This window comes from Candidatus Contubernalis alkalaceticus, from assembly GCF_022558445.1.
GTDB lineage: Bacteria > Bacillota > Dethiobacteria > SKNC01 > SKNC01 > Contubernalis > Contubernalis alkaliaceticus.
This window is the reverse complement of the sequence record NZ_CP054699.1, coordinates 692,926-710,539: the sequence shown is the minus strand read 5'-3', so window position 1 is coordinate 710,539 and position 17,614 is coordinate 692,926. Positions and strand designations below refer to the sequence as shown.

Sequence of the window (17,614 nt, the reverse complement as noted above, 5' to 3'; positions counted from 1 at the left end):
TATTGTTTCAAATTTTCACTCTTTTGAAATAATCAATAAAAGTTATAATATCATTAGTTTGAGCTGCCAATATTTTTTCTCCTTTTTCTACAGTTGCCAGGGAAGCATTACCACTAATGCCGCTTTTACTAGTAACTTTACGCCCTAGAAATACTTTTTGACCACCATTTTTACTACAGCTCCCCGTAGCTTTGTGTGAATATTCTTCCACAGCATAATTCATTTTTACCGTATTCCGATTAATGGACAGCATGCTGGATGTCTCTACTTCATCTGCATGTCCTCCCCATTCCTGTTCACATACCTCATCCTTTACCTCTTTTCCAATTTCTAAGATATTTGTAACAGCTACAAGAATACCTAACTCATTATGTAGATCGGAAGATAAAATTTTTAGAGGGTGCTGAGTAGAAACCCCTCCATCAAGAATTAAAAATTTCCTTATGCCATGCTTTACAAAAGATTTTATTATATCTCCAATAAAACCCATAAAATAATCAGCTTTTATAGATACACTGCCCGGCCAATCTATAAATGCTGGATAATAAGCATATGGAACGGTAGGAAGCAGAATAACAGGGCAGGCATCAACCACCCGGGCTGCTAATTCTTCTATAATGAAATAATCTGTACCACAGGGTAAATGAACTCCATGCTCTTTTGTTCCAGCTCCTATAGGAAGCATAACTATAGAATAGGTTTCATAAGCATTCTGTGCTTCTTCCCAGGTTAACTGTGATAGTATTACACCTTTCAATTATTTTCATCCCTTCCATCACTAAATGTTAATTTTCGGATCATAAATATCTCTCAACGCATCGCCAAATAAAGTCCATCCTAGAACAAAGGATACCATGGCAATAGATGGATAAGTATAGGTGTACCAATAAAAAAAGGGGTCTCCGGGCACACCAGAGATCCAACGACGAGCAAAATTAAGCATCTGACCCCAATCTGCAAAGCCAGGCTCTGCTCCAACCCCAACAAAACTTAAAGCCGCAGCAACTAGTGTCATCCTACCAATGTTGATTGATACAAGTACTATTATTGGGTAGATGGCATTTGGAATAATATGGCGAAAAAAAATACGACTGGAAGAAGCCCCAAGACTTTTTGCAGCCAGGACAAACTCCTCTTCTTTTAAAGCCAGTACTTCACTTCGCATAATACGGGCATAGCCACGCCACCCAAAAATTATTAAAGCAATGATAATTTTATCCAGCCCTTTACCCATAACTGTAGTCATAACTATAACAGCAATTAAAAAAGGTATGCTCATGAATAAATCTACAATTCGCATAGCTATATTATCCAGTATTCCACCCCAAAATGCCCCCAACCCACCAATTAAGACTCCAATAAAGGATGAACAAAGAACTGTAATAAGGCCAACAAGAAATGCAGTTCTGCTGCCCCAAATAATTCCATAAAAAATATCATAACCTCCGCTAGTGGTACCAAATAATGCTTCTTCATCAGGAGAACTGGGAAGGGATGAAAAACTATGCCGCATAATTGAATATGGATTTTGTGAATCAGCCGGTGGAGCAAGTATTGGAGCAAATGCAGCAACAATCATCCAAAAAATAATGATACATAGACCAAATAAACCCATGGGATTTTTAATTATTTTTTTAAATAAGGACATAAAATATCACTCCAGACTTATTAACGGGTTCAACACTGCATACAAAAGATCAATAATTAAATTACTAACAATGATAATAACACCAATAGCCAGGCTTGATCCAAGTATGGCAGGAAAGTCCAGTCCTCTCGCGGCAGTTACAATAAAAGTGCCCATTCCGGGATAATTAAAAACTGTCTCAATAATTACAGCTCCACCCAGCAGTGTAGGTATTTCCATGCCCATGAACGTAATAAAAGGAAGAAGTGCATTGCGAAGCACATGTTTATTCATGACCCTCTTTTCCGTTAGCCCCTTGACTCGTGCTGTATTTACATAATCTTTGCGCAAATTTTCCAATATAGATGAACGAATTAAGCGCACAGCTGCCGCTAAAGAACCTAAAGAATAAGCAATAGAAGGAAGTATTATATGACGTAATGAATCAAAAAAAACATCCAACCTCCTATTGAAGAGAGAGTCGATGAGATACATCCCTGTATAGGTGGTAAATTCCTGTGAAGAAACTACATCAAGTGAAGTTAAACTTAAACGTCCAGGGGGAAATATATCAAGCTTTACATAAAAAATTATTAATAGTACTAGTCCAAGAATAAACCCAGGAATTGATATACCGAAAATAGTTGTTATCCTGATGAAATAATCAGCAGTTCTATTGTGTTTTATGGCAGCTAAAGTACCTAAAAATATACCCCCAATAAAAATAATAAATTGGCCCAGTAAAAGTAATTCTACTGTGGCGGGAATACGCAAAGCTAAAGCTTTAGCCACCGGCATTCTAGCTGAAGTTGACCAGCCCAGATCTCCTTTAATGACTTTCTTGAACCAGTTCTTATATTGAATATAGAAAGGCTCATCAAGGCCATAACGGTTTATAAGTTCATCAAGAGATACATTTTGCAAAGCATCCGGGCTACTTACAAAAACAGCGACCCGCTCTGATGGGCTTAGAAAAAAAGCCAGTGAAAATATTATTATTGACAATATAAGCATAATAACAGGTATAGTTATTAATCGTTTCAGTATATACTGCATAAAAAAGATTCCCCCGGATAAGCTGAGATAAATTAAGTTCAGACGAGAAAAAAACTCTCGTCTGAACCAATCGGTATTATTATTTTAAAATTAATTATTCTACTATTCTTTTGATATGCTATGGTAATTGATAATAAACGGGAAAGGACTTTCTTCATACCCTTGAACCCAATCCCTCATGGCAACATTTCCGATAACTTGATAATGAAAAATTGAAAGGGCATCTTCAGAAGAACGTCTTTGCAGTTCATGAGAGATTTCTTTTACCCTCTCATCATCAAAAGACCTGCCCAGCTCTTCTACTAATTCATCATATCTCTCTTCAGCTAATTCAACATATCCTTTAATAGGAGCATAATAACCTCTTGAATACATATGATAAGCTAGTGAGAAATGTGGATGCTCATACCTGGGTAGTATGCCAAACTGTGAAAGGGGCATCTCCCTGTCATTAATCTCTCCGACATATGCAGGCCAAGGTAAGGATGTTATTTCTAATTGAAAATTTGGGTTGATTTGCTTTAAATTCAACTGGAGAATTTCAAGAGCACGCTGCCGCTGATTAGAACCCTCATTGAAAGGTACCGTAAGTTTAAAACCTTTGTCCCATAATTCTCCATTAAATGCTTTTTTGAAATGTTTTTCAGCTTTCTCTAAATCAAAATCATATTGAAGGTTATCAGGATTAGCGGTTAGATGTCCCACCAAAACCGGTCCATAAGGCTTAATTCCCGCTCCCAGTAATACTTCATCAATAAATGTATCGTAATCAAAAGCATATGAGAAAGCTTTTCTTACATCGATATCACTGAAAAAATCTCTAGGGATACCGTTTGGTCCTAATTCTCCGCTCCCCACATATTTACTTCCATGTATGTCAAAGTTAAAATTTATTTTAATTAATTGTGAGGTAGGCATTTCCTTAATAACTTTTATACCTTCATATCCTTCTACTTGTTGAAGGTCCGGAAGTTCGAGATTAATAAAGTCAATGTCTCCTTTTTGTAATAGGAGAATTGCAGTGTTGGTATCTGAGACTACCTGTCTGATTGCACGATTTATTTTAGCTGGACCCTGCCAGTAATCCTCAAACCTTTCCAAGATAACTCTTTCTCCAATTTCCCAAGTTTTAAATTCAAAGGGCCCCGTTCCCATCATTTTATCATGTAACGAATTTTCTTCTAAAGTAATGGAAATAAAATCATCTACTGTTTCTTTCGTGCCGGACCAGGCTCCATGTTCAATGCACCAACTTTTATTTAATATTCCAAAATGCGCACCATTATCAGCCATTAAATCCAGGAAAGGGCCGTAAGGTTCATCTAAAAGAAAAATTACTGAATCATCATTTATGCTGATACTAGAATCAAGCTTATTAAAAGCTTCATCAGAGCCAACCTTTTCAACTAAATCCTTATAAGATCCTTCCCCAAGCAAAGCTATTGTTAAGTTAGAAAGAGAACCCACAATAATACCACGCATGAATGTGTATTTAACATCTTCCGGTGTAAGAATTTCCCCGTTATGAAACTTAACACCTTCCCTGATAGGAAATTCTATGGTCGTTTTTCCATCATTTTGAACATTAATTAGGTTGTTTTCTGTGCTGGGAACAATAGTAGATAATGACGGCTCTAAATCTTCCCCTTTCTTACTCGCTAACAGTGAATCGTAAACATTAAGAGAAATTCCGCTGGTTGCTGCACTGGACATAAAATGAAGATCCAACGTTTCGGCGCCGCTTAGAGTAGCCTGAATAAATGTATCAGGATTTTTAATATCATCCCTTGGAACACCTGCTTGTTCCTCTTGAGTGTCCTTTTGTCCTTCCGGTGTTTCGCCCGGTGAACAACCTGTCACTATAAAACTAAATAACAGTACTACGATTAACAATGCTTGAAAACACTTTTTAATTTTCATCAATACCCCTCCTACTAATTCTCTATTATTTAATCACTGATAAAATTGTTAACGAAAAATATTTCTACATTAACACACGCTATCCTTTATTTTTAGTATTCTGTTATGTTATGCTTTTCGAGTTTTTCTGGTAATTTTTATTATAATGAATTCAACACCCTACTAAACACAAATGTTTTTGTTATTTATGGTAATTTATACAGTCCATCACGGATATTCCGAATGTCATTGAATTTCTAAGCCACTTGCCTGCTCCTGAGTCTATTTCTAGTTTTTCGGCATGAAAAAAGCACCTGCTTTTAACAGATGCTAATCCAAGCCTATCATGAATGTATCACCGCTTGCTGTTTTCCGTTTTTTCAAGAACGTGAATTCGAATACCCGGAGATTCAGGCCCTTGCCTTCGGCAATTTCCAGAATCTCCTAAAACCCTCATGCCGTGACCGGCACAATCTATATAGGGTCAGTCCCCAGGCCACGTTTAGGATATTATGGAAATTGGTAGGATCGAAAACTTTTTTGTCATATTTTTTCCAGGGGACCGGCAAACCATTGAATGTTTCCACAGGAAACACACGTAAGTGTATGGACTGACCTGTTTGCCCAGTCAAGATTAAAAAAAGTTGCGACGGCAGTATTTAACTGTGCCTTGCCCTCTTGAAATACCTCTTCTTTGCAGTGGGGACAAACTACCTTTATACCACCAGCTTTATATTCAGCGGCCACATTTTCACCACCTTTTTCCTTTTAAATTTTTTTCTTCCCTTTTTATTTCTCAAAATAAACGTACCTAAAAAGCAGCTCTCAGATTCTATTTAAAAAGCTCAAGTTTAACAAAAGCTGTTTCAGACTTTTTCAAGCAGGATGCAGCATCACAGGTTTCTACCAGCATTACTTAACCAGCTCCCGCAATCGTCCCTGATTATAATTATCTTTAACACCAGGCTTGTACGCCAGGTAACCCCACACCTGTTCCGGTGAAAAAATGTAACTGGAGAACTAACACTGTTCTCCTGGGCTACCACGTCACCAAACTGTTCCTGTCTTATAAGGTACATTCTTACCAAAATATTCCTCTAAGCCAGTGGTGCAAGTTCATTAACTGAGCTTAAAATCCAAAACCCGATTTCCGGATGCCGTTTGATTTCAGACCATTCAGCATCTGTGAGAGAACCGGGCTAGATCTTCCATAATGGCGTGACTGCTTATTATGCAATCGCACCCAGTTAAAAAGTTCCTTTCACGATTAATCGTATATTATAGCTTTTCCTTGTTCCCGTAGCTTTTTTAAAGATGTAAGCATATGATTTATTTCCTCATCGGAATGTCTTTCCCATGAACCTAATTCAGCTATTATTTTCAAAGGAGATTTAGACCTATAAGAACGTGTAGGGTTTCCAGGAAATCTCTTGTCAGTTAAGTTCGGATCATTTTCAAAATTACCTAATGGTTCTACAATATAAATTCTTTCCTTTGATTTAGATGTTGCTAATTCAGCACCCCATTTAGCGGCATCTAATGTTGCAGTAAAATATATATAGTTAGATTTTTTATCTTGATAATTTGATAAGTGTTGTGGTTTTAATAAATCCCCAATTTTTAGTTCTGCTTTAGTACCATGAAAAAATGGCCCCTTATCTAAGACATCATGTTTGTTATTCATACTGATTCACCTCTTATATTTCTAGATTTATTAATAACATTATAGTGTTGAAATTATAAAAAAAGTAGTCTATAAATAATATATAAATAATCGTATAATGTAAGTAGAGAGAGTGTTGTCGAACAACAACTACCTATTCCTTAATATTAATGGCTGCGGTAAGGTCATCCGGAGGAAAATCTTGAGTATATTGCTATGTGCTAGTATTTTGCAAATAAAATAAATTAAGGCTTTTCGCTATTTAGTGTGGAAAACGGCATTAACATTAATTAACATATTTAGCATTTATGGAGCCCTAAATTTATCTCAGCTAAGACATTTGTGCCCGATAAGAGAATTTCTATTGATTGCTGTTTTAAGATTCATCTTGGAAAGGGATTCAAGGGCTTATAGCATCAAATTAAGCCTCCAAGCAAAGATAAAACTCCGAATTGTTGTCCGGAAGTTTCCGGTCCTTGTCCCTTAGCAATTTCCAGAATCCCCTAAATGGGGCCAGTCCCCACCAATTTAATAACATAAAGGACCAACGTCACTTTCCCGGGCATAAGAAAAACGCTCCCGCAGCTGCTGGGAGCGTTTTTTCTTATGCAGCAATTTTACAGCCAAGCTTATAGTAATCTTTATTTCTGAAAATAATAGAAATATAAACTTTCCCAGTAACCAATTGTAACATGGCATACGGGATGAACATTAAATCATAGTTAGAGAGTGCCATGTTTCCAACTAACTCTAATATACAAGGAGATTTATGTGCCATGACCAAAAAGCATCATTTTTTAACAGCTGCATTTTGGGCCCTATTTGTTTTACAAGCTTTAGTAATCTATAACCTTACGCAAGAAGTTAAAATAACAAAACAAGAAGTCGTCGATGCGAGGGATATGGCTTTAAAATCGGAACAGTATAAAGTTCAATTGATGAATATCACCATGTATGCCCCTTTAAGCGACGGTGCAGTAGAAGGCATAGACTATTCAGGAGATCCTTCTCTTTCGGCCAGCGATAATAAAGTAGTCCCTGGAGAAACAGCAGCTGCCGGCTCTAATATTCCTTTTGGTACCAAAATTTACGTGGAAGGCTTAGGTTGGCGAATTGTTAATGACCGCGGCAGGTTAATCGGGGCTAATGATATAGATATAGCTGTGCGGACTAAAGAAGAATCCCTTAAATTTGGGAAACAAGAACGTCTTGTTATTATTAATAATCCAAAAAAGCAATAAGTTTGAAAAATATTAAACTCACCATGGAACCCACAAACATTTCCGCTAATTTTAACGCGTTTCAGCGGTATATCAATATTCTTTCCATGGGATATACTAATCCTGCTTGCATTATTTTCCCTCCCTTTTATTCTTCCTTGATCATTTTTTTGGCGTATGATACTAAGCTTTTGATTAATCCCGGTCTTTCTACCTCCAGTTTTTTTGGATAGTGTAATTCCACTCCTGACCCTAACAGTATTTTGATATATTCTGTGCTGTCCTCTAAAGACTGAAACTCAATCTGGGGCTGTTTGAGTGAATGAGCTATTAGATATTTGTTCTGTATAAAATCATCCTGCTCTTCTTCAACAGTATCAAGATGTTCAATTACTTCATTTAAGGAAAGTTGGGTTATTATTTCTTTTATCTTTTCAAGGGGTAAATACTTATCCTGCAGTTTTTTGATTAAGAGAATCCTATTTAAGTGTTCATCGCTGTAATAACTGCCGACCCCCGCACCTTCAGCCGGAGGCAATAATCCTTTACTAATATAATAGTGGATTGTTCTTCTGGTAACCTTGGCTTTTTTGGCCAGTTCTCCGATTCTATATTGTTCACTCAAAAAAATCACCTCCTGACTTAATTATGCCATGGTTACGTTATGGTGTCAAGTTAAGCTTAAAAAAATATAAACTTTGAATATTCATAGATAATCACCCGGTCTTTTTTTTATAATTTGAATTGTCTGATTGAGGGCTTCATTATCCTTAATTAACATTTTCCAATGGAACAGGCAACAAAGATTTTTATGCGGATAAATTTAAATATGTCAAAGACAAAGATATTTACCTTTCTGAGACAAATCAAATTTTTCATCTGCACCAAGAGAGGAGTATATCAGGTTTGTTTATACTTTAATAAATATTTGCTCCACTGCCGTGGTCAATGCGCTTGTTACAAAATAAATTCCCATGCCTGCCGGAAGGTTTGTAATAAACAGCAATGTAATCACAAGTGGTGCCGCTATTGCAGATTTTGTGAGCTTAGGAATGGATGTATTTTTAATTAAATCAAAATGAATCAGTATATTGGGCATCAACTGAATCGTTATATAAAGAAACGGCAAGATGTAAAATGGATCTGGAACAGATATGCTTGTAATCCAGGGCAATACCACTGTTTCCGCATCAACGATATGATTTGAGAACAATTGATACATCATCACAAATATGGGCATCTGCAGAAAAAGTAAAACAATTCCTGACACTGCCCCTGATTTTTCACTGTATATTTTTTGAATTTCTTCATTCAGTTTTTCAGAGTTGTTTTTATATTTTTCTTTCAATGCATCCACTTGAAGCGTCAACGCCCGCATTTCCATCATTGATCTCTTCTGCTTGATTGTCAGTGGCAGCATTAGCAGTTTTACAAATAAGGTAAATCCAATAATTGCCATACCGTAATCATTGGTCATCGAAAACAACCATTCAAAAACATGAACTAATACATTCATATTAATCTCTCCTTTTTTTGTCCTTAGGTGTAGGTAGTTTTTTCTACATAGAGATTAATAGAATATCAATATTGATTATATAATTTCCATATTTCACACTTGCTGTATGTTTGATAATTAAGTACTGAAAGTTCCTTTTCCAATTCGATGTTAATCAAGGGAATAAAGACAGCGCTGCTGACACCAACAACATTCACAAAACTTTTTAAACAATTAATGATACAAACAAGATTGACAGCAAAAACGGGGATAAACACCAGCATTAACACGATATTTATGGCATTGAGATCAAAGCTCACGGCATATTCCTCCCCGTTTAAATTAAATATTAAGGAAAAACTATTTGTTCATTATATCATAATCACTGAATTCTGCCAATATTGACAAAATCTCATAATCAAACATTACTCTCTAATAACCCAGACTTTTTCAAGCAGGCTGCATCACAGGTTTCTACCAGCATGACTTAACCAGCTCCCGCAGTCTTCCCTGATTATAATTATCTTTAACACCAGGCTTGTCCGCCAGGTAACCCCACACCTGTTCCGGTGAAAAACTATAACTGTGAGCTTCTTTTAATCCATTTATCAGCATTTTTAAATAGCTTTCCGAGGGAGCTGTATATCCTTCAAATTTCCTTGCAGTAGTAAAGGTAAATATAGGGAACCCTTCCCTTTCCCCCAAGTGAACAACTCTGCCGTATAATGAATCTATTAAGTCCTTTTTTCCCTCTTCCACTACCTGTTCCCAGGGAATTATAACAGGGAAACTAACACTGTTCTCCTGGGCTACCACGTCACCAAACTGTTCCTGTTTTATAAGGTACATTCTTACCAGGGTTGAGCTTTTGGGGTTGACATGTTTGTCTTCCCGACTGCCAATGAAGGCAACACCGCCTCCCCACCTGCGAGAATATCCCGCAAAGTACAGGGGATGCTCTATGAAAAGGTGCTTATCTTCTGCAGGCAGGGTTCTGTCCCGGCACCCACATTCGTAAGCATTTGACCCTTGAGGAGTTCCACCCTGTATATAACATAAAAAACGGTCCCGGCATAAGTTGGAACCATAACTGGCATACCAAACAAGTGATTTTTCTAACATAATTGAGTTTCACCGAGTTTTCTTTTTCTGTAATCTTCAAAAGATACAATTTTATCATTCATATATTTTAATCCTCCTTACCTCCATGTTTAATTCATTTGGCTGTACGAAATTTTTGTAAATATTTCTTTCTCAATCCCGATATTTTATTATTCATTTAGAATGCCCCCGCTTCCCGCATCTGCCTGGCTGCCCAAAGAAAAGCATTATTATATATTATGTCATCTTAATAAGTTCGTATGAAAAAAAGATAAAAAACTTAACTCATAAAGTTCTTTTTCCTCCTGCCTGATGGTATGCTCCATAGTTTTTTTTTATATATCATTGAAAGTATAAACTCTTTATCCCTTCGCTTGCTGCCCGAAGATTCCGGCTCTTGCCCTTGGTAATTTCCAAAACGGTTTGTCCAATTTATGACGGAATTGATATGCCCATCAGCCGGAATAAGCACAAGTCTTTAATATTGCTGGATTTACTGCCATCTTTCCCATTTGCCCTGCCCGGGATGATGCATTTAAGCTCTTTGATTCAGTAATTGTCACATATCTGTCCCAATTTGTTCTGCAACCTCCTGGACTTTTTGATTTAACTGCTCTTCATCAATGTATAGCATCTTTTTATTTTCCATAACCAGGCTGCCGTCAATTATTACTGTTTGCACATCAGAGCTTTTCAAGCTGTACACCAGGTGGGAGTAGACATTATATAATGGTAAAGCATGGGGTTGGGTCAGATCAAGTAATATCATGTCGGCTTTTTTGCCAACTTCCAGAGACCCAATCTCATTTTCCATGCCTAACACTTTAGCTCCACCTATGGTGGCAATCTCCACTATAGTTTTAGCATCCATTACAGTGGGGTCAATCCGGGTGATTTTATGCAGAAGTGCAGCCATTCTCATTTCAGTAAACATATCCTGATTATTGTTGCTGGCCGCTCCATCGGTACCCAAACCCACCTTTACTCCTGCTTCCAGCAGTTGAGGAACGGGGGAAACTCCACTGGTAAGCTTCATATTGCTTACCGGGTTATGTGCCACCGAAACACCATGCCTGGCAAGAATTTTAATATCATCTTTCGTCAGATGCACCCCGTGGGCTGCTATTACATTGCTGCTTAAAACTCCAAGATTTTCCAGATGCCCAACCGGGGTAAACCCGTACTTCTCTAAAATCTGCTCCACCTCTACTCCAGTTTCAGCCAGGTGAGTGTTGAAAGGTACCTGGTATTTATCAGCAAGGGCTTTGACCTTTTGAATCAGTTCCGGAGAACAGGTATAAGGTGCATGAGCCGCAAAGCCAATGGTAATACGGGGATGAGAGTTCCATTTATTAAACGTCTCCTCTGCTATACGCAGGCCGTCCTCTGGCGTAGGACTGTTTGGAACAGGAAAGTCAATAATACTTTTGGACAAAACTGCACGAATACCGGTTTCCTCCACTATGTGAGCCATATCATCAATGAAGTAGTACATGTCATTAAAGGTAGTTATTCCGCCCCTCAGCATTTCCGCAACGGCCAGTTCCGTCCCGATACGCACATTATACGCCGTAACATATTCAGCTTCAAGGGGAAAAATATTATCATATAACCACTCCTGCAGGGGTAAATCATCTGCATATCCCCTGAAAAGCGTCATGGGAACGTGGGTATGAGTGTTGACAAGCCCGGGCATTAACAGTTGATTGGCGCCGTCAATAATTTTGAGGGCACTATATTTATTCAGGATATCTTCTGTTTCTCCAATGGCCAATATCCGGTCATCTTTTATAACCAGCGATCCATTCTCAATTATGGTAGAATTGGCATCCATTGTTAATATAGTAGTATTGGTTATTATGATATCGGTATCAGGCAGTGCCAATGTAGGAACACAACCGGCTAAAGCTAAAAGATATAATAAAATAAATGTTATTACTTTTTTGAACATTACATTCAACCTCCCTGGTGAGTACTAACAATTACCTTAAATTTATCATCTTAGCGAGAAGACCCCTTCCTCTAAGCAAAGCGAAGATAAGGGATGAATCGCTTTTCTTTTTAAAAAACACTAGACAAACATATGTTCTGCAATGTATAATATTACTATATAAACCTCGAAGAGGTTAAGTGGGAGTAGTTCAATATTACATTAGACCCGTACCCTTGTGCTAAAAAACTCAAAATTAACAACAAGGAACTGCAGGTAAAATGCAGAACTATTTTTAAAATACTACAAATATTTAGTTACTATGCTCAATACCGCTGTTATCACCGCCGGCTTTTTACTCTTTGCTACTGTCATAAGTATAAAGCTCACTGTTAAATATATCGATCACATTCTTATATTTACAAACTTTAAAACATCTGTGAAGAACAACCCCTTCTCTACAGGCTTTTCCCCGGTAATTATCTCAAAGCAGCGGGAGTACATTTCCAGCTGTGGTGAGTAGTAGGAGATAAGTTCTTGAAGATGCTCATGGTGCTCTTGGGAACGAAGCAGTTCTAATGCCTGCATAATATACCCGGCCCTACCTTTTCCAAATCCTGAGATAAAGTAAAGAGGATAATCCCCAACTCCTTGACTATTTTTTCTAATGCAGATGAAGGGGGAAGCTCTTTAGACCATCTATAAAAACGTTTTAGCGCATCAAAAGCATTGTTTATTAAATTAAAGACATCCTGTTTTAAATGAGTTGGGACTGATGTCATAAAATTTAACCTGCTTTTAGCTCTGAGCTTTATAACTTCCTGCCGCCCGTTAATTTAAAAATTATAACTATTTTCACGCAGGCTCTCTATAAAGCACAGCCTGTAAAAATCATAATACTACTATGTTTCAAGTTAAGAGAACTTATTTCTTCTATTCTACAAATATATCCAATTTCCTTGTAATATTTTAACAATACTATTATTTAGAGCAGCTCATTGCTGATATAACTGTATTTTTTATTATATCTATTAAAGAGACACAGAAGTGTCTCTGAGAATAACCATCGACTTTTTTACGGTCAGTTACACTACTAACTACTTTGGACCTATAAGTATCAATTCCTCTATTCCCGAAAGTTAGTAATCTAAAATAAGTATGTCAATATATTTGTTTTACCATTTAGCGATTTTGTTCAATTTAATATATAAGGTCTCGTAATGGAGGTGTACAAGTATGATTCGAATGAAGGAATACCTCATGCTGCTGTATACAAGAGTTCAGGAAAATGAAACCACTGCCAGGGGAGCACAGCTGAGCTATTTTTTTATCCTGTCGATTTTTCCTTTTATGATATTTTTGATTACCCTTATTGACTATACCCCTTTAACACAGCAGGATACATTACACCAGCTTTCCCTGTTACTTCCTGACGCGGCCTTTGCCATTATTGAACAAATTGTCTCAGAAGTGGCGGCAGCAGATAACTTCACATTACTGTCTCTGAGCATCCTGTCTACGATTTGGACCGCAAGCAGAGGTATATCCGCTCTAGTCAAAAGCATAAACCAGACCTATAACATAAATGAACACAGATCTTTTCTTAAACTGAATGCCATCGGAATCTTTGCCACATTTGCTATGGCGCTGGTTATCTTGTTTACACTAAGCTTTTTAGTCTTTGGTAGAGTCATAGGTGAACTGGCCTTTCAGTATCTAGGCCTTGCAGCAATCTTTAGTGTTTTATGGTCGGTATTGCGTTATGCCATACCCTTCTTTATTATCTTTGTAAGTTTCACGCTGTTGTTTCTATATTCTCCTAATCGCCAATTACAGTTTAAAAATGTTTACCCGGGAGCAATTTTTTCGACTTTGGCCTGGATTACCGCCTCTCAGGCTTTTGCCTTTTACGTAAACAACTTCGGTAATTTCTCCCGAACCTACGGCAGTATCGGCGGAATTATCGTATTTATGATCTGGATCTATATAAGTAATGTGGTGGTGTTATTGGGAGGAGAAATAAACGCCACATTGTATTACCTGCTTCATGAATCAAATAATAATATTTCAGCATAAAAAAAGCTTTTCCTTTCGGTCCCCTTTAGGAAGCTTTTCTTATTCTGTATTTATTAGCCATTTACCAGTGTAAAGATGAAGACTACCGGCTGCTTTTAGCAGCCGGTAGTCTTTTGCGCAAAAAACCATATATGTGGGCAGAAATAATCTTTAGAATAACAAAAGTGGGTACTGCGAAAATTAGCCCTAAAAGACCGGCCATACTGCCAGCCAACAACAAAAGAATAATAATGGTCAGTGGATGAATATAAAGCTTTTTGCCCATGACCTGCGGAGTGATAAACAGGCTTTCAATTTGTTGCACTACCACAATCACAATAAGCACTAGAAATGCCATTAAAGGGGATGTAAAAAAACCAACAATTACAGCGGGAATTGTAGCAATAAACGGGCCCAAATAAGGAATAAAATTGGTAACAACTGCAAAAAGGGCCAGAATTAGTGCATGTTGGATGCCAATTATTAAAAACCCAATATACATGAGGACGCCCACGGACACACTGACAATTATTTGTCCCTGTATAAAAGAGGAAAGCCCACGGTCAATTTCCCTAAAAGTATTGACTGTTTCTTCTCTGTAGCGCTCTGGAATCTGCTTCATCAGATAACCTGCAAATTTGTCACCGTCTTTTAAAAGATAAAATAGAAAAATAGGCAAGAGAACAAAGATGAGACCTGCATTAGCTAGAATGCTCATTACAGCAGATACACTGTCCTGCAGATTGGGCAGGGCATTGAGCAGCACATCGGACACTGATTCCGTAATAGTCTCTAGGGAAATCCTTTCATCTGCCTGAAAACGCTTAAATATGGCACCATCTTCCAAAGATGCCACCGTATTGATTGTTTGGTCCATATAAGTGGGGAAGGCCTCAATTAACTCTAACAACTGATTATAAGCTACTATCCCTACGGTTAAAACCATAAACAAAGCTAATAAAACAAGTACTGCATAAAGCATAACAATGGCCAGAGGCCTGGCAATTTTTCGATTCTCCAACCAGTTAACAATAGGGCTAAAAAGATAGTATAGGATAAGTGCCAAAAATGTAGGTAAAAACAATAGCCTTACCACTACTACTAATGGAATAAAAATGAAAGAAACTTCTCTGCCAATATAAACAATGCTAAAAATTAGAAGAATCCAGACAGCTGCTCTAAATGACTTGGCATTTATAAAGTCCATATACGCATCATTCCTTTAGGTAATTTAAGGATAGAGCGCTTGCTCTATCCTTAAATTACCTTCACTGTTTTTTACTAAACATCTCCAAAAATATCCTCAGGCCTTCACTGACAATTCTTACATAACTAAGAATATCCTCCGTATTCTCCTGTACGGTACTGGCTGTCTCCATTAAGCTGGCGTTCACCATATCAACGGAATCATCTACTTTTTCACTGGTATGTTTAAGGGTGGTGGACAGGCTATAAATATTGTTGATTGTTCCGGGTATCTGCACATCAAGAAGGTCTTTGTTCATATATAGCGAACTGCTGATCTCATTAATGTTCTTCATGGAGCTAGTTACGTTATCAATGGTATCCTGAATATTTTTTTCATTGTCAACAATACGCTTATTTATACCGGACACAACTTTGTTGATGTTGCTTAACGTGATAATAGCATAAATCCCGGCTATGAATATCACCAGCAGTACAAGGAAAATACCTAGCTCCTGAAGCGCAAATGATATCGTCATTTTCTTATTTCACCTTCTTTTACATTGCTTTTTTATCTACCTTTTCTTTTGACTCCTGCAGCTCTTTCTTCGCTTCCTTCGCTGCATCTTTGATTTCATCTTTAGCCTCGGCAACTGCTTCTTCAATAATTTCTTTTTCTTGTTTCTTTTCTTCAACTTTTCTGGTCACGGTATCCCTCACACCTTCAACCTTCTCCGCAATATTTTCTTTAATCTCTTGAAGCTGCTCTTTACTTTTGTTTAATGTATCGGCTGCTTTTCCCCTAATTTCATTTCGGGTTTCTTCTCCTGCTTTTGGTGCAAAAAGTATCCCGCTCGTTAAACCCACTGCAGCCCCCACAGCGAAACCCCCAGCCACCTTAGCCGCAGCCTCTTTACGCTCCTGCTTTTCTTTTTCGGCCTTAACCTTTTGCAAATAATCTTTTAACATAATCTTACTCCTCCTTTTTTTAATACTGAAAAATAAAATAAGCTATCAAGTATTTAATTTTTTTGATTGTCAAGCTCCATGTACTCAGTCCTTTCAAAACAGCTGCCACTAAGGTGGCATTTTTTTTCACGATGATCCATTATTTTTCACCTCTTTTAAAAACATCTCCAACAACTGTGGATCAAAGTGCTTGCCACTTTTCTAACGGATATATTCAAGGGCTTCTTCCCTGGTCCAGGCCTTGCGGTAGGGACGGTCGCTGGTGAGGGCGTCATAAACATCCACCACGGCAGAGATGCGCGCCGCCAGGGGGATTTCCTCTCTCTTGAGCCCCCGGGGATAACCTGTGCCGTCCCATTTTTCGTGGTGGCAGTAGGGGATATCCAAGGCAAGGCGCAGGTATTCGATAGGTGAGAGCATCTCAAAAGCGTGAATGGGATGTTTGTGCATAATTGCCCATTCTTCATCTGTTAATTGACCAGGCTTGAGTAAAATAGCATCGGACACGCCCATCTTGCCGATGTCGTGCAGCAGTGCACCTCGCCGGACATGAGCCAGCTCTTCCTGACTCATGCCCATCTCCCGGGCAATAATAACGGTCATCTCTGTAACTCGCTGGCTGTGATCTTCCGTTTCTTTATCTCTTAAGTCCAGGGCATGCGCCCAACCTTTAATAGTTTTGTCATAGGCTTGAATCAGTTTGAAGTTCGTGTTCGCCATATTATGAACCAGTTCTGCATTATCGATGCCTATAGCTGTCTGCCCGGCCAGGGTCTCCAGAAATTCCAGCCATTCTTCACTTGCATCCAAGGGTTCCCGGTGGAAGATCTCCAGCACTCCTTCAACCCGGCCTTTGTTAATCAGGGGTACGGCATAATAAATATGAGCATTTTCCTTCTCCATAAGCGGACCCTGGACTGGATCCCCCTCAATCTCGCTCAGGCTTGCTACTCGAATAGATTTCCTCTCCATAGCCGCTTGGCCGGCTAGCCCTTCGCCTATGCACAAGTTGAGTTTTGCAGGATTTGTGATGCGAAAGCCGCGCCAGGCTTCATATTTCAGCATTCCGGTGTGCGGATCAAGGCGTAAAATGGCAGCGGCATCCACGTTTAACAGCCTGGTGACTTCGTCCAGGATGACTCTGAATGTGACGCGCAGATCCAGGCTGCCGGAAATAGCCATATCTATGTTACGCAAAGCCTGCACTTGTTCCAGGTGACGGATGTTTTTTTCAAAGAGACCTATCCGGTGGATAGCTGTCCCGGCCATCTCGGTCAGGGAAGTGAGCAGCTTTAGCTCTTCGGAGGTAATTTCCCGCGGCAGCGGTACAGAAACAAATAAGGTTCCCACAACATCCGCATCGGCCTGTAAGGGAAGGCACACTCCCCCCCATCCCTCGGCAATATATTATAAT

The 17,614-nt window shown here is 38.4% G+C and carries 20 protein-coding genes; 2 read left to right on the top strand and 18 right to left on the bottom strand.

Features of this window, described 5'->3' with window-relative positions; all coding sequences use genetic code 11:
• Nucleotides 1-7: 7 nt before the first annotated feature.
• The 7 genes from HUE98_RS03375 to arr form a co-directional block, all read right to left on the bottom strand.
• Nucleotides 8-757 (bottom strand): creatininase family protein, encoded by a 750-nt coding sequence (locus HUE98_RS03375; RefSeq protein ID WP_241422478.1) that lies wholly within the window; start codon nt 755-757, stop codon nt 8-10.
• Between the two features lie 21 nt (nt 758-778).
• A complete protein-coding gene (locus tag HUE98_RS03370) occupies nt 779-1,648 on the bottom strand; it encodes an ABC transporter permease (RefSeq protein ID WP_241422477.1) in 870 nt (289 codons plus the stop codon).
• Between the two features lie 6 nt (nt 1,649-1,654).
• Nucleotides 1,655-2,683, bottom strand: coding sequence for an ABC transporter permease (locus HUE98_RS03365; RefSeq protein ID WP_241422476.1), 1,029 nt, complete (start codon nt 2,681-2,683; stop codon nt 1,655-1,657).
• Between the two features lie 102 nt (nt 2,684-2,785).
• Nucleotides 2,786-4,603, bottom strand: a complete 1,818-nt coding sequence (locus tag HUE98_RS03360; protein ID WP_241422475.1) for an ABC transporter substrate-binding protein — start codon at nt 4,601-4,603, stop codon at nt 2,786-2,788.
• Nucleotides 4,604-5,125: 522 nt separating this feature from the next.
• Nucleotides 5,126-5,329 carry a hypothetical protein gene (locus HUE98_RS03355; RefSeq protein WP_241422474.1) on the bottom strand — a complete coding sequence of 68 codons (204 nt, stop codon included), beginning with the start codon at nt 5,327-5,329 and terminating at the stop codon, nt 5,126-5,128.
• A gap of 146 nt (nt 5,330-5,475) precedes the next feature.
• Nucleotides 5,476-5,661, bottom strand: a complete 186-nt coding sequence (locus HUE98_RS03350) for a hypothetical protein (RefSeq protein ID WP_241422473.1) — start codon at nt 5,659-5,661, stop codon at nt 5,476-5,478.
• A 188-nt stretch (nt 5,662-5,849) separates the two neighbouring features.
• Entirely contained in the window at nt 5,850-6,266 is a 417-nt protein-coding gene (arr, locus tag HUE98_RS03345) for an NAD(+)--rifampin ADP-ribosyltransferase (RefSeq protein ID WP_241422472.1), read from the bottom strand.
• Between the two features lie 755 nt (nt 6,267-7,021).
• On the opposite strand from arr, the gene HUE98_RS03340 reads away from it, so the two are divergent.
• Nucleotides 7,022-7,486 (top strand): 3D domain-containing protein, encoded by a 465-nt coding sequence (locus HUE98_RS03340; protein WP_241422471.1) that lies wholly within the window; start codon nt 7,022-7,024, stop codon nt 7,484-7,486.
• Nucleotides 7,487-7,613: 127 nt separating this feature from the next.
• On the opposite strand, the gene HUE98_RS03335 is transcribed toward HUE98_RS03340, so the two are convergent.
• The 7 genes from HUE98_RS03335 to HUE98_RS03305 form a co-directional block, all read right to left on the bottom strand.
• Complete coding sequence (locus tag HUE98_RS03335; protein WP_241422470.1) at nt 7,614-8,090, bottom strand: MerR family transcriptional regulator; 477 nt, start codon at nt 8,088-8,090, stop codon at nt 7,614-7,616.
• Between the two features lie 285 nt (nt 8,091-8,375).
• A complete protein-coding gene (locus tag HUE98_RS03330) occupies nt 8,376-8,981 on the bottom strand; it encodes a YidC/Oxa1 family membrane protein insertase (RefSeq protein WP_241422469.1) in 606 nt (201 codons plus the stop codon).
• Between the two features lie 65 nt (nt 8,982-9,046).
• Nucleotides 9,047-9,280 carry a hypothetical protein gene (locus tag HUE98_RS03325; protein ID WP_241422468.1) on the bottom strand — a complete coding sequence of 78 codons (234 nt, stop codon included), beginning with the start codon at nt 9,278-9,280 and terminating at the stop codon, nt 9,047-9,049.
• Between the two features lie 154 nt (nt 9,281-9,434).
• Complete coding sequence (locus HUE98_RS03320) at nt 9,435-10,082, bottom strand: hypothetical protein (protein WP_241422467.1); 648 nt, start codon at nt 10,080-10,082, stop codon at nt 9,435-9,437.
• A gap of 538 nt (nt 10,083-10,620) precedes the next feature.
• Nucleotides 10,621-12,012, bottom strand: a complete 1,392-nt coding sequence (locus HUE98_RS03315; protein ID WP_241422466.1) for an amidohydrolase — start codon at nt 12,010-12,012, stop codon at nt 10,621-10,623.
• A gap of 384 nt (nt 12,013-12,396) precedes the next feature.
• A complete protein-coding gene (locus tag HUE98_RS03310) occupies nt 12,397-12,579 on the bottom strand; it encodes a hypothetical protein (RefSeq protein WP_241422465.1) in 183 nt (60 codons plus the stop codon).
• Nucleotides 12,567-12,773 carry an ATP-binding protein gene (locus tag HUE98_RS03305; RefSeq protein WP_241422464.1) on the bottom strand — a complete coding sequence of 69 codons (207 nt, stop codon included), beginning with the start codon at nt 12,771-12,773 and terminating at the stop codon, nt 12,567-12,569. The genes HUE98_RS03310 and HUE98_RS03305 overlap by 13 nt, the downstream gene beginning before the upstream one ends.
• Before the next feature lie 454 nt (nt 12,774-13,227).
• On the opposite strand from HUE98_RS03305, the gene HUE98_RS03300 reads away from it, so the two are divergent.
• On the top strand, nt 13,228-14,067 hold the full coding sequence (locus HUE98_RS03300; protein WP_241422463.1) for a YihY/virulence factor BrkB family protein: 840 nt from the start codon (nt 13,228-13,230) through the stop codon (nt 14,065-14,067).
• 82 nt (nt 14,068-14,149) lie between these two features.
• Here HUE98_RS03300 and HUE98_RS03295 read toward each other — a convergent pair whose 3' ends face one another.
• The 4 genes from HUE98_RS03295 to HUE98_RS03280 form a co-directional block, all read right to left on the bottom strand.
• Nucleotides 14,150-15,253, bottom strand: a complete 1,104-nt coding sequence (locus HUE98_RS03295) for an AI-2E family transporter (protein ID WP_241421316.1) — start codon at nt 15,251-15,253, stop codon at nt 14,150-14,152.
• A 61-nt stretch (nt 15,254-15,314) separates the two neighbouring features.
• Complete coding sequence (locus tag HUE98_RS03290; protein ID WP_241422462.1) at nt 15,315-15,770, bottom strand: hypothetical protein; 456 nt, start codon at nt 15,768-15,770, stop codon at nt 15,315-15,317.
• Nucleotides 15,771-15,789: 19 nt separating this feature from the next.
• Nucleotides 15,790-16,200, bottom strand: a complete 411-nt coding sequence (locus tag HUE98_RS03285) for a YtxH domain-containing protein (RefSeq protein ID WP_241422461.1) — start codon at nt 16,198-16,200, stop codon at nt 15,790-15,792.
• Between the two features lie 201 nt (nt 16,201-16,401).
• The gene (locus HUE98_RS03280; RefSeq protein ID WP_241422460.1) at nt 16,402-17,583 is read right to left on the bottom strand and encodes an HD domain-containing phosphohydrolase; all 1,182 of its coding nucleotides are present in this window, start codon (nt 17,581-17,583) and stop codon (nt 16,402-16,404) included.
• Nucleotides 17,584-17,614: the final 31 nt, after the last annotated feature.

Bases quoted from the DNA above. Each gene is read 5' to 3' on its own strand.
- HUE98_RS03370 (WP_241422477.1), bottom strand. From the start codon at position 1,648: ATGTCCTTATTTAAAAAAATAATTAAAAATCCCATGGGTTTATTTGGT.
- HUE98_RS03365 (WP_241422476.1), bottom strand. From the start codon at position 2,683: ATGCAGTATATACTGAAACGATTAATAACTATACCTGTTATTATGCTT.
- HUE98_RS03360 (WP_241422475.1), bottom strand. From the start codon at position 4,603: ATGAAAATTAAAAAGTGTTTTCAAGCATTGTTAATCGTAGTACTGTTA.
- HUE98_RS03350 (WP_241422473.1), bottom strand. From the start codon at position 5,661: ATGTACCTTATAAGACAGGAACAGTTTGGTGACGTGGTAGCCCAGGAG.
- arr (WP_241422472.1), bottom strand. From the start codon at position 6,266: ATGAATAACAAACATGATGTCTTAGATAAGGGGCCATTTTTTCATGGT.
- HUE98_RS03340 (WP_241422471.1), top strand. From the start codon at position 7,022: ATGACCAAAAAGCATCATTTTTTAACAGCTGCATTTTGGGCCCTATTT.
- HUE98_RS03330 (WP_241422469.1), bottom strand. From the start codon at position 8,981: ATGAATGTATTAGTTCATGTTTTTGAATGGTTGTTTTCGATGACCAAT.
- HUE98_RS03320 (WP_241422467.1), bottom strand. From the start codon at position 10,082: ATGTTAGAAAAATCACTTGTTTGGTATGCCAGTTATGGTTCCAACTTA.
- HUE98_RS03315 (WP_241422466.1), bottom strand. From the start codon at position 12,012: ATGTTCAAAAAAGTAATAACATTTATTTTATTATATCTTTTAGCTTTA.
- HUE98_RS03310 (WP_241422465.1), bottom strand. From the start codon at position 12,579: ATGCAGGCATTAGAACTGCTTCGTTCCCAAGAGCACCATGAGCATCTT.
- HUE98_RS03305 (WP_241422464.1), bottom strand. From the start codon at position 12,773: ATGACATCAGTCCCAACTCATTTAAAACAGGATGTCTTTAATTTAATA.
- HUE98_RS03300 (WP_241422463.1), top strand. From the start codon at position 13,228: ATGATTCGAATGAAGGAATACCTCATGCTGCTGTATACAAGAGTTCAG.
- HUE98_RS03295 (WP_241421316.1), bottom strand. From the start codon at position 15,253: ATGGACTTTATAAATGCCAAGTCATTTAGAGCAGCTGTCTGGATTCTT.
- HUE98_RS03290 (WP_241422462.1), bottom strand. From the start codon at position 15,770: ATGACGATATCATTTGCGCTTCAGGAGCTAGGTATTTTCCTTGTACTG.
- HUE98_RS03285 (WP_241422461.1), bottom strand. From the start codon at position 16,200: ATGTTAAAAGATTATTTGCAAAAGGTTAAGGCCGAAAAAGAAAAGCAG.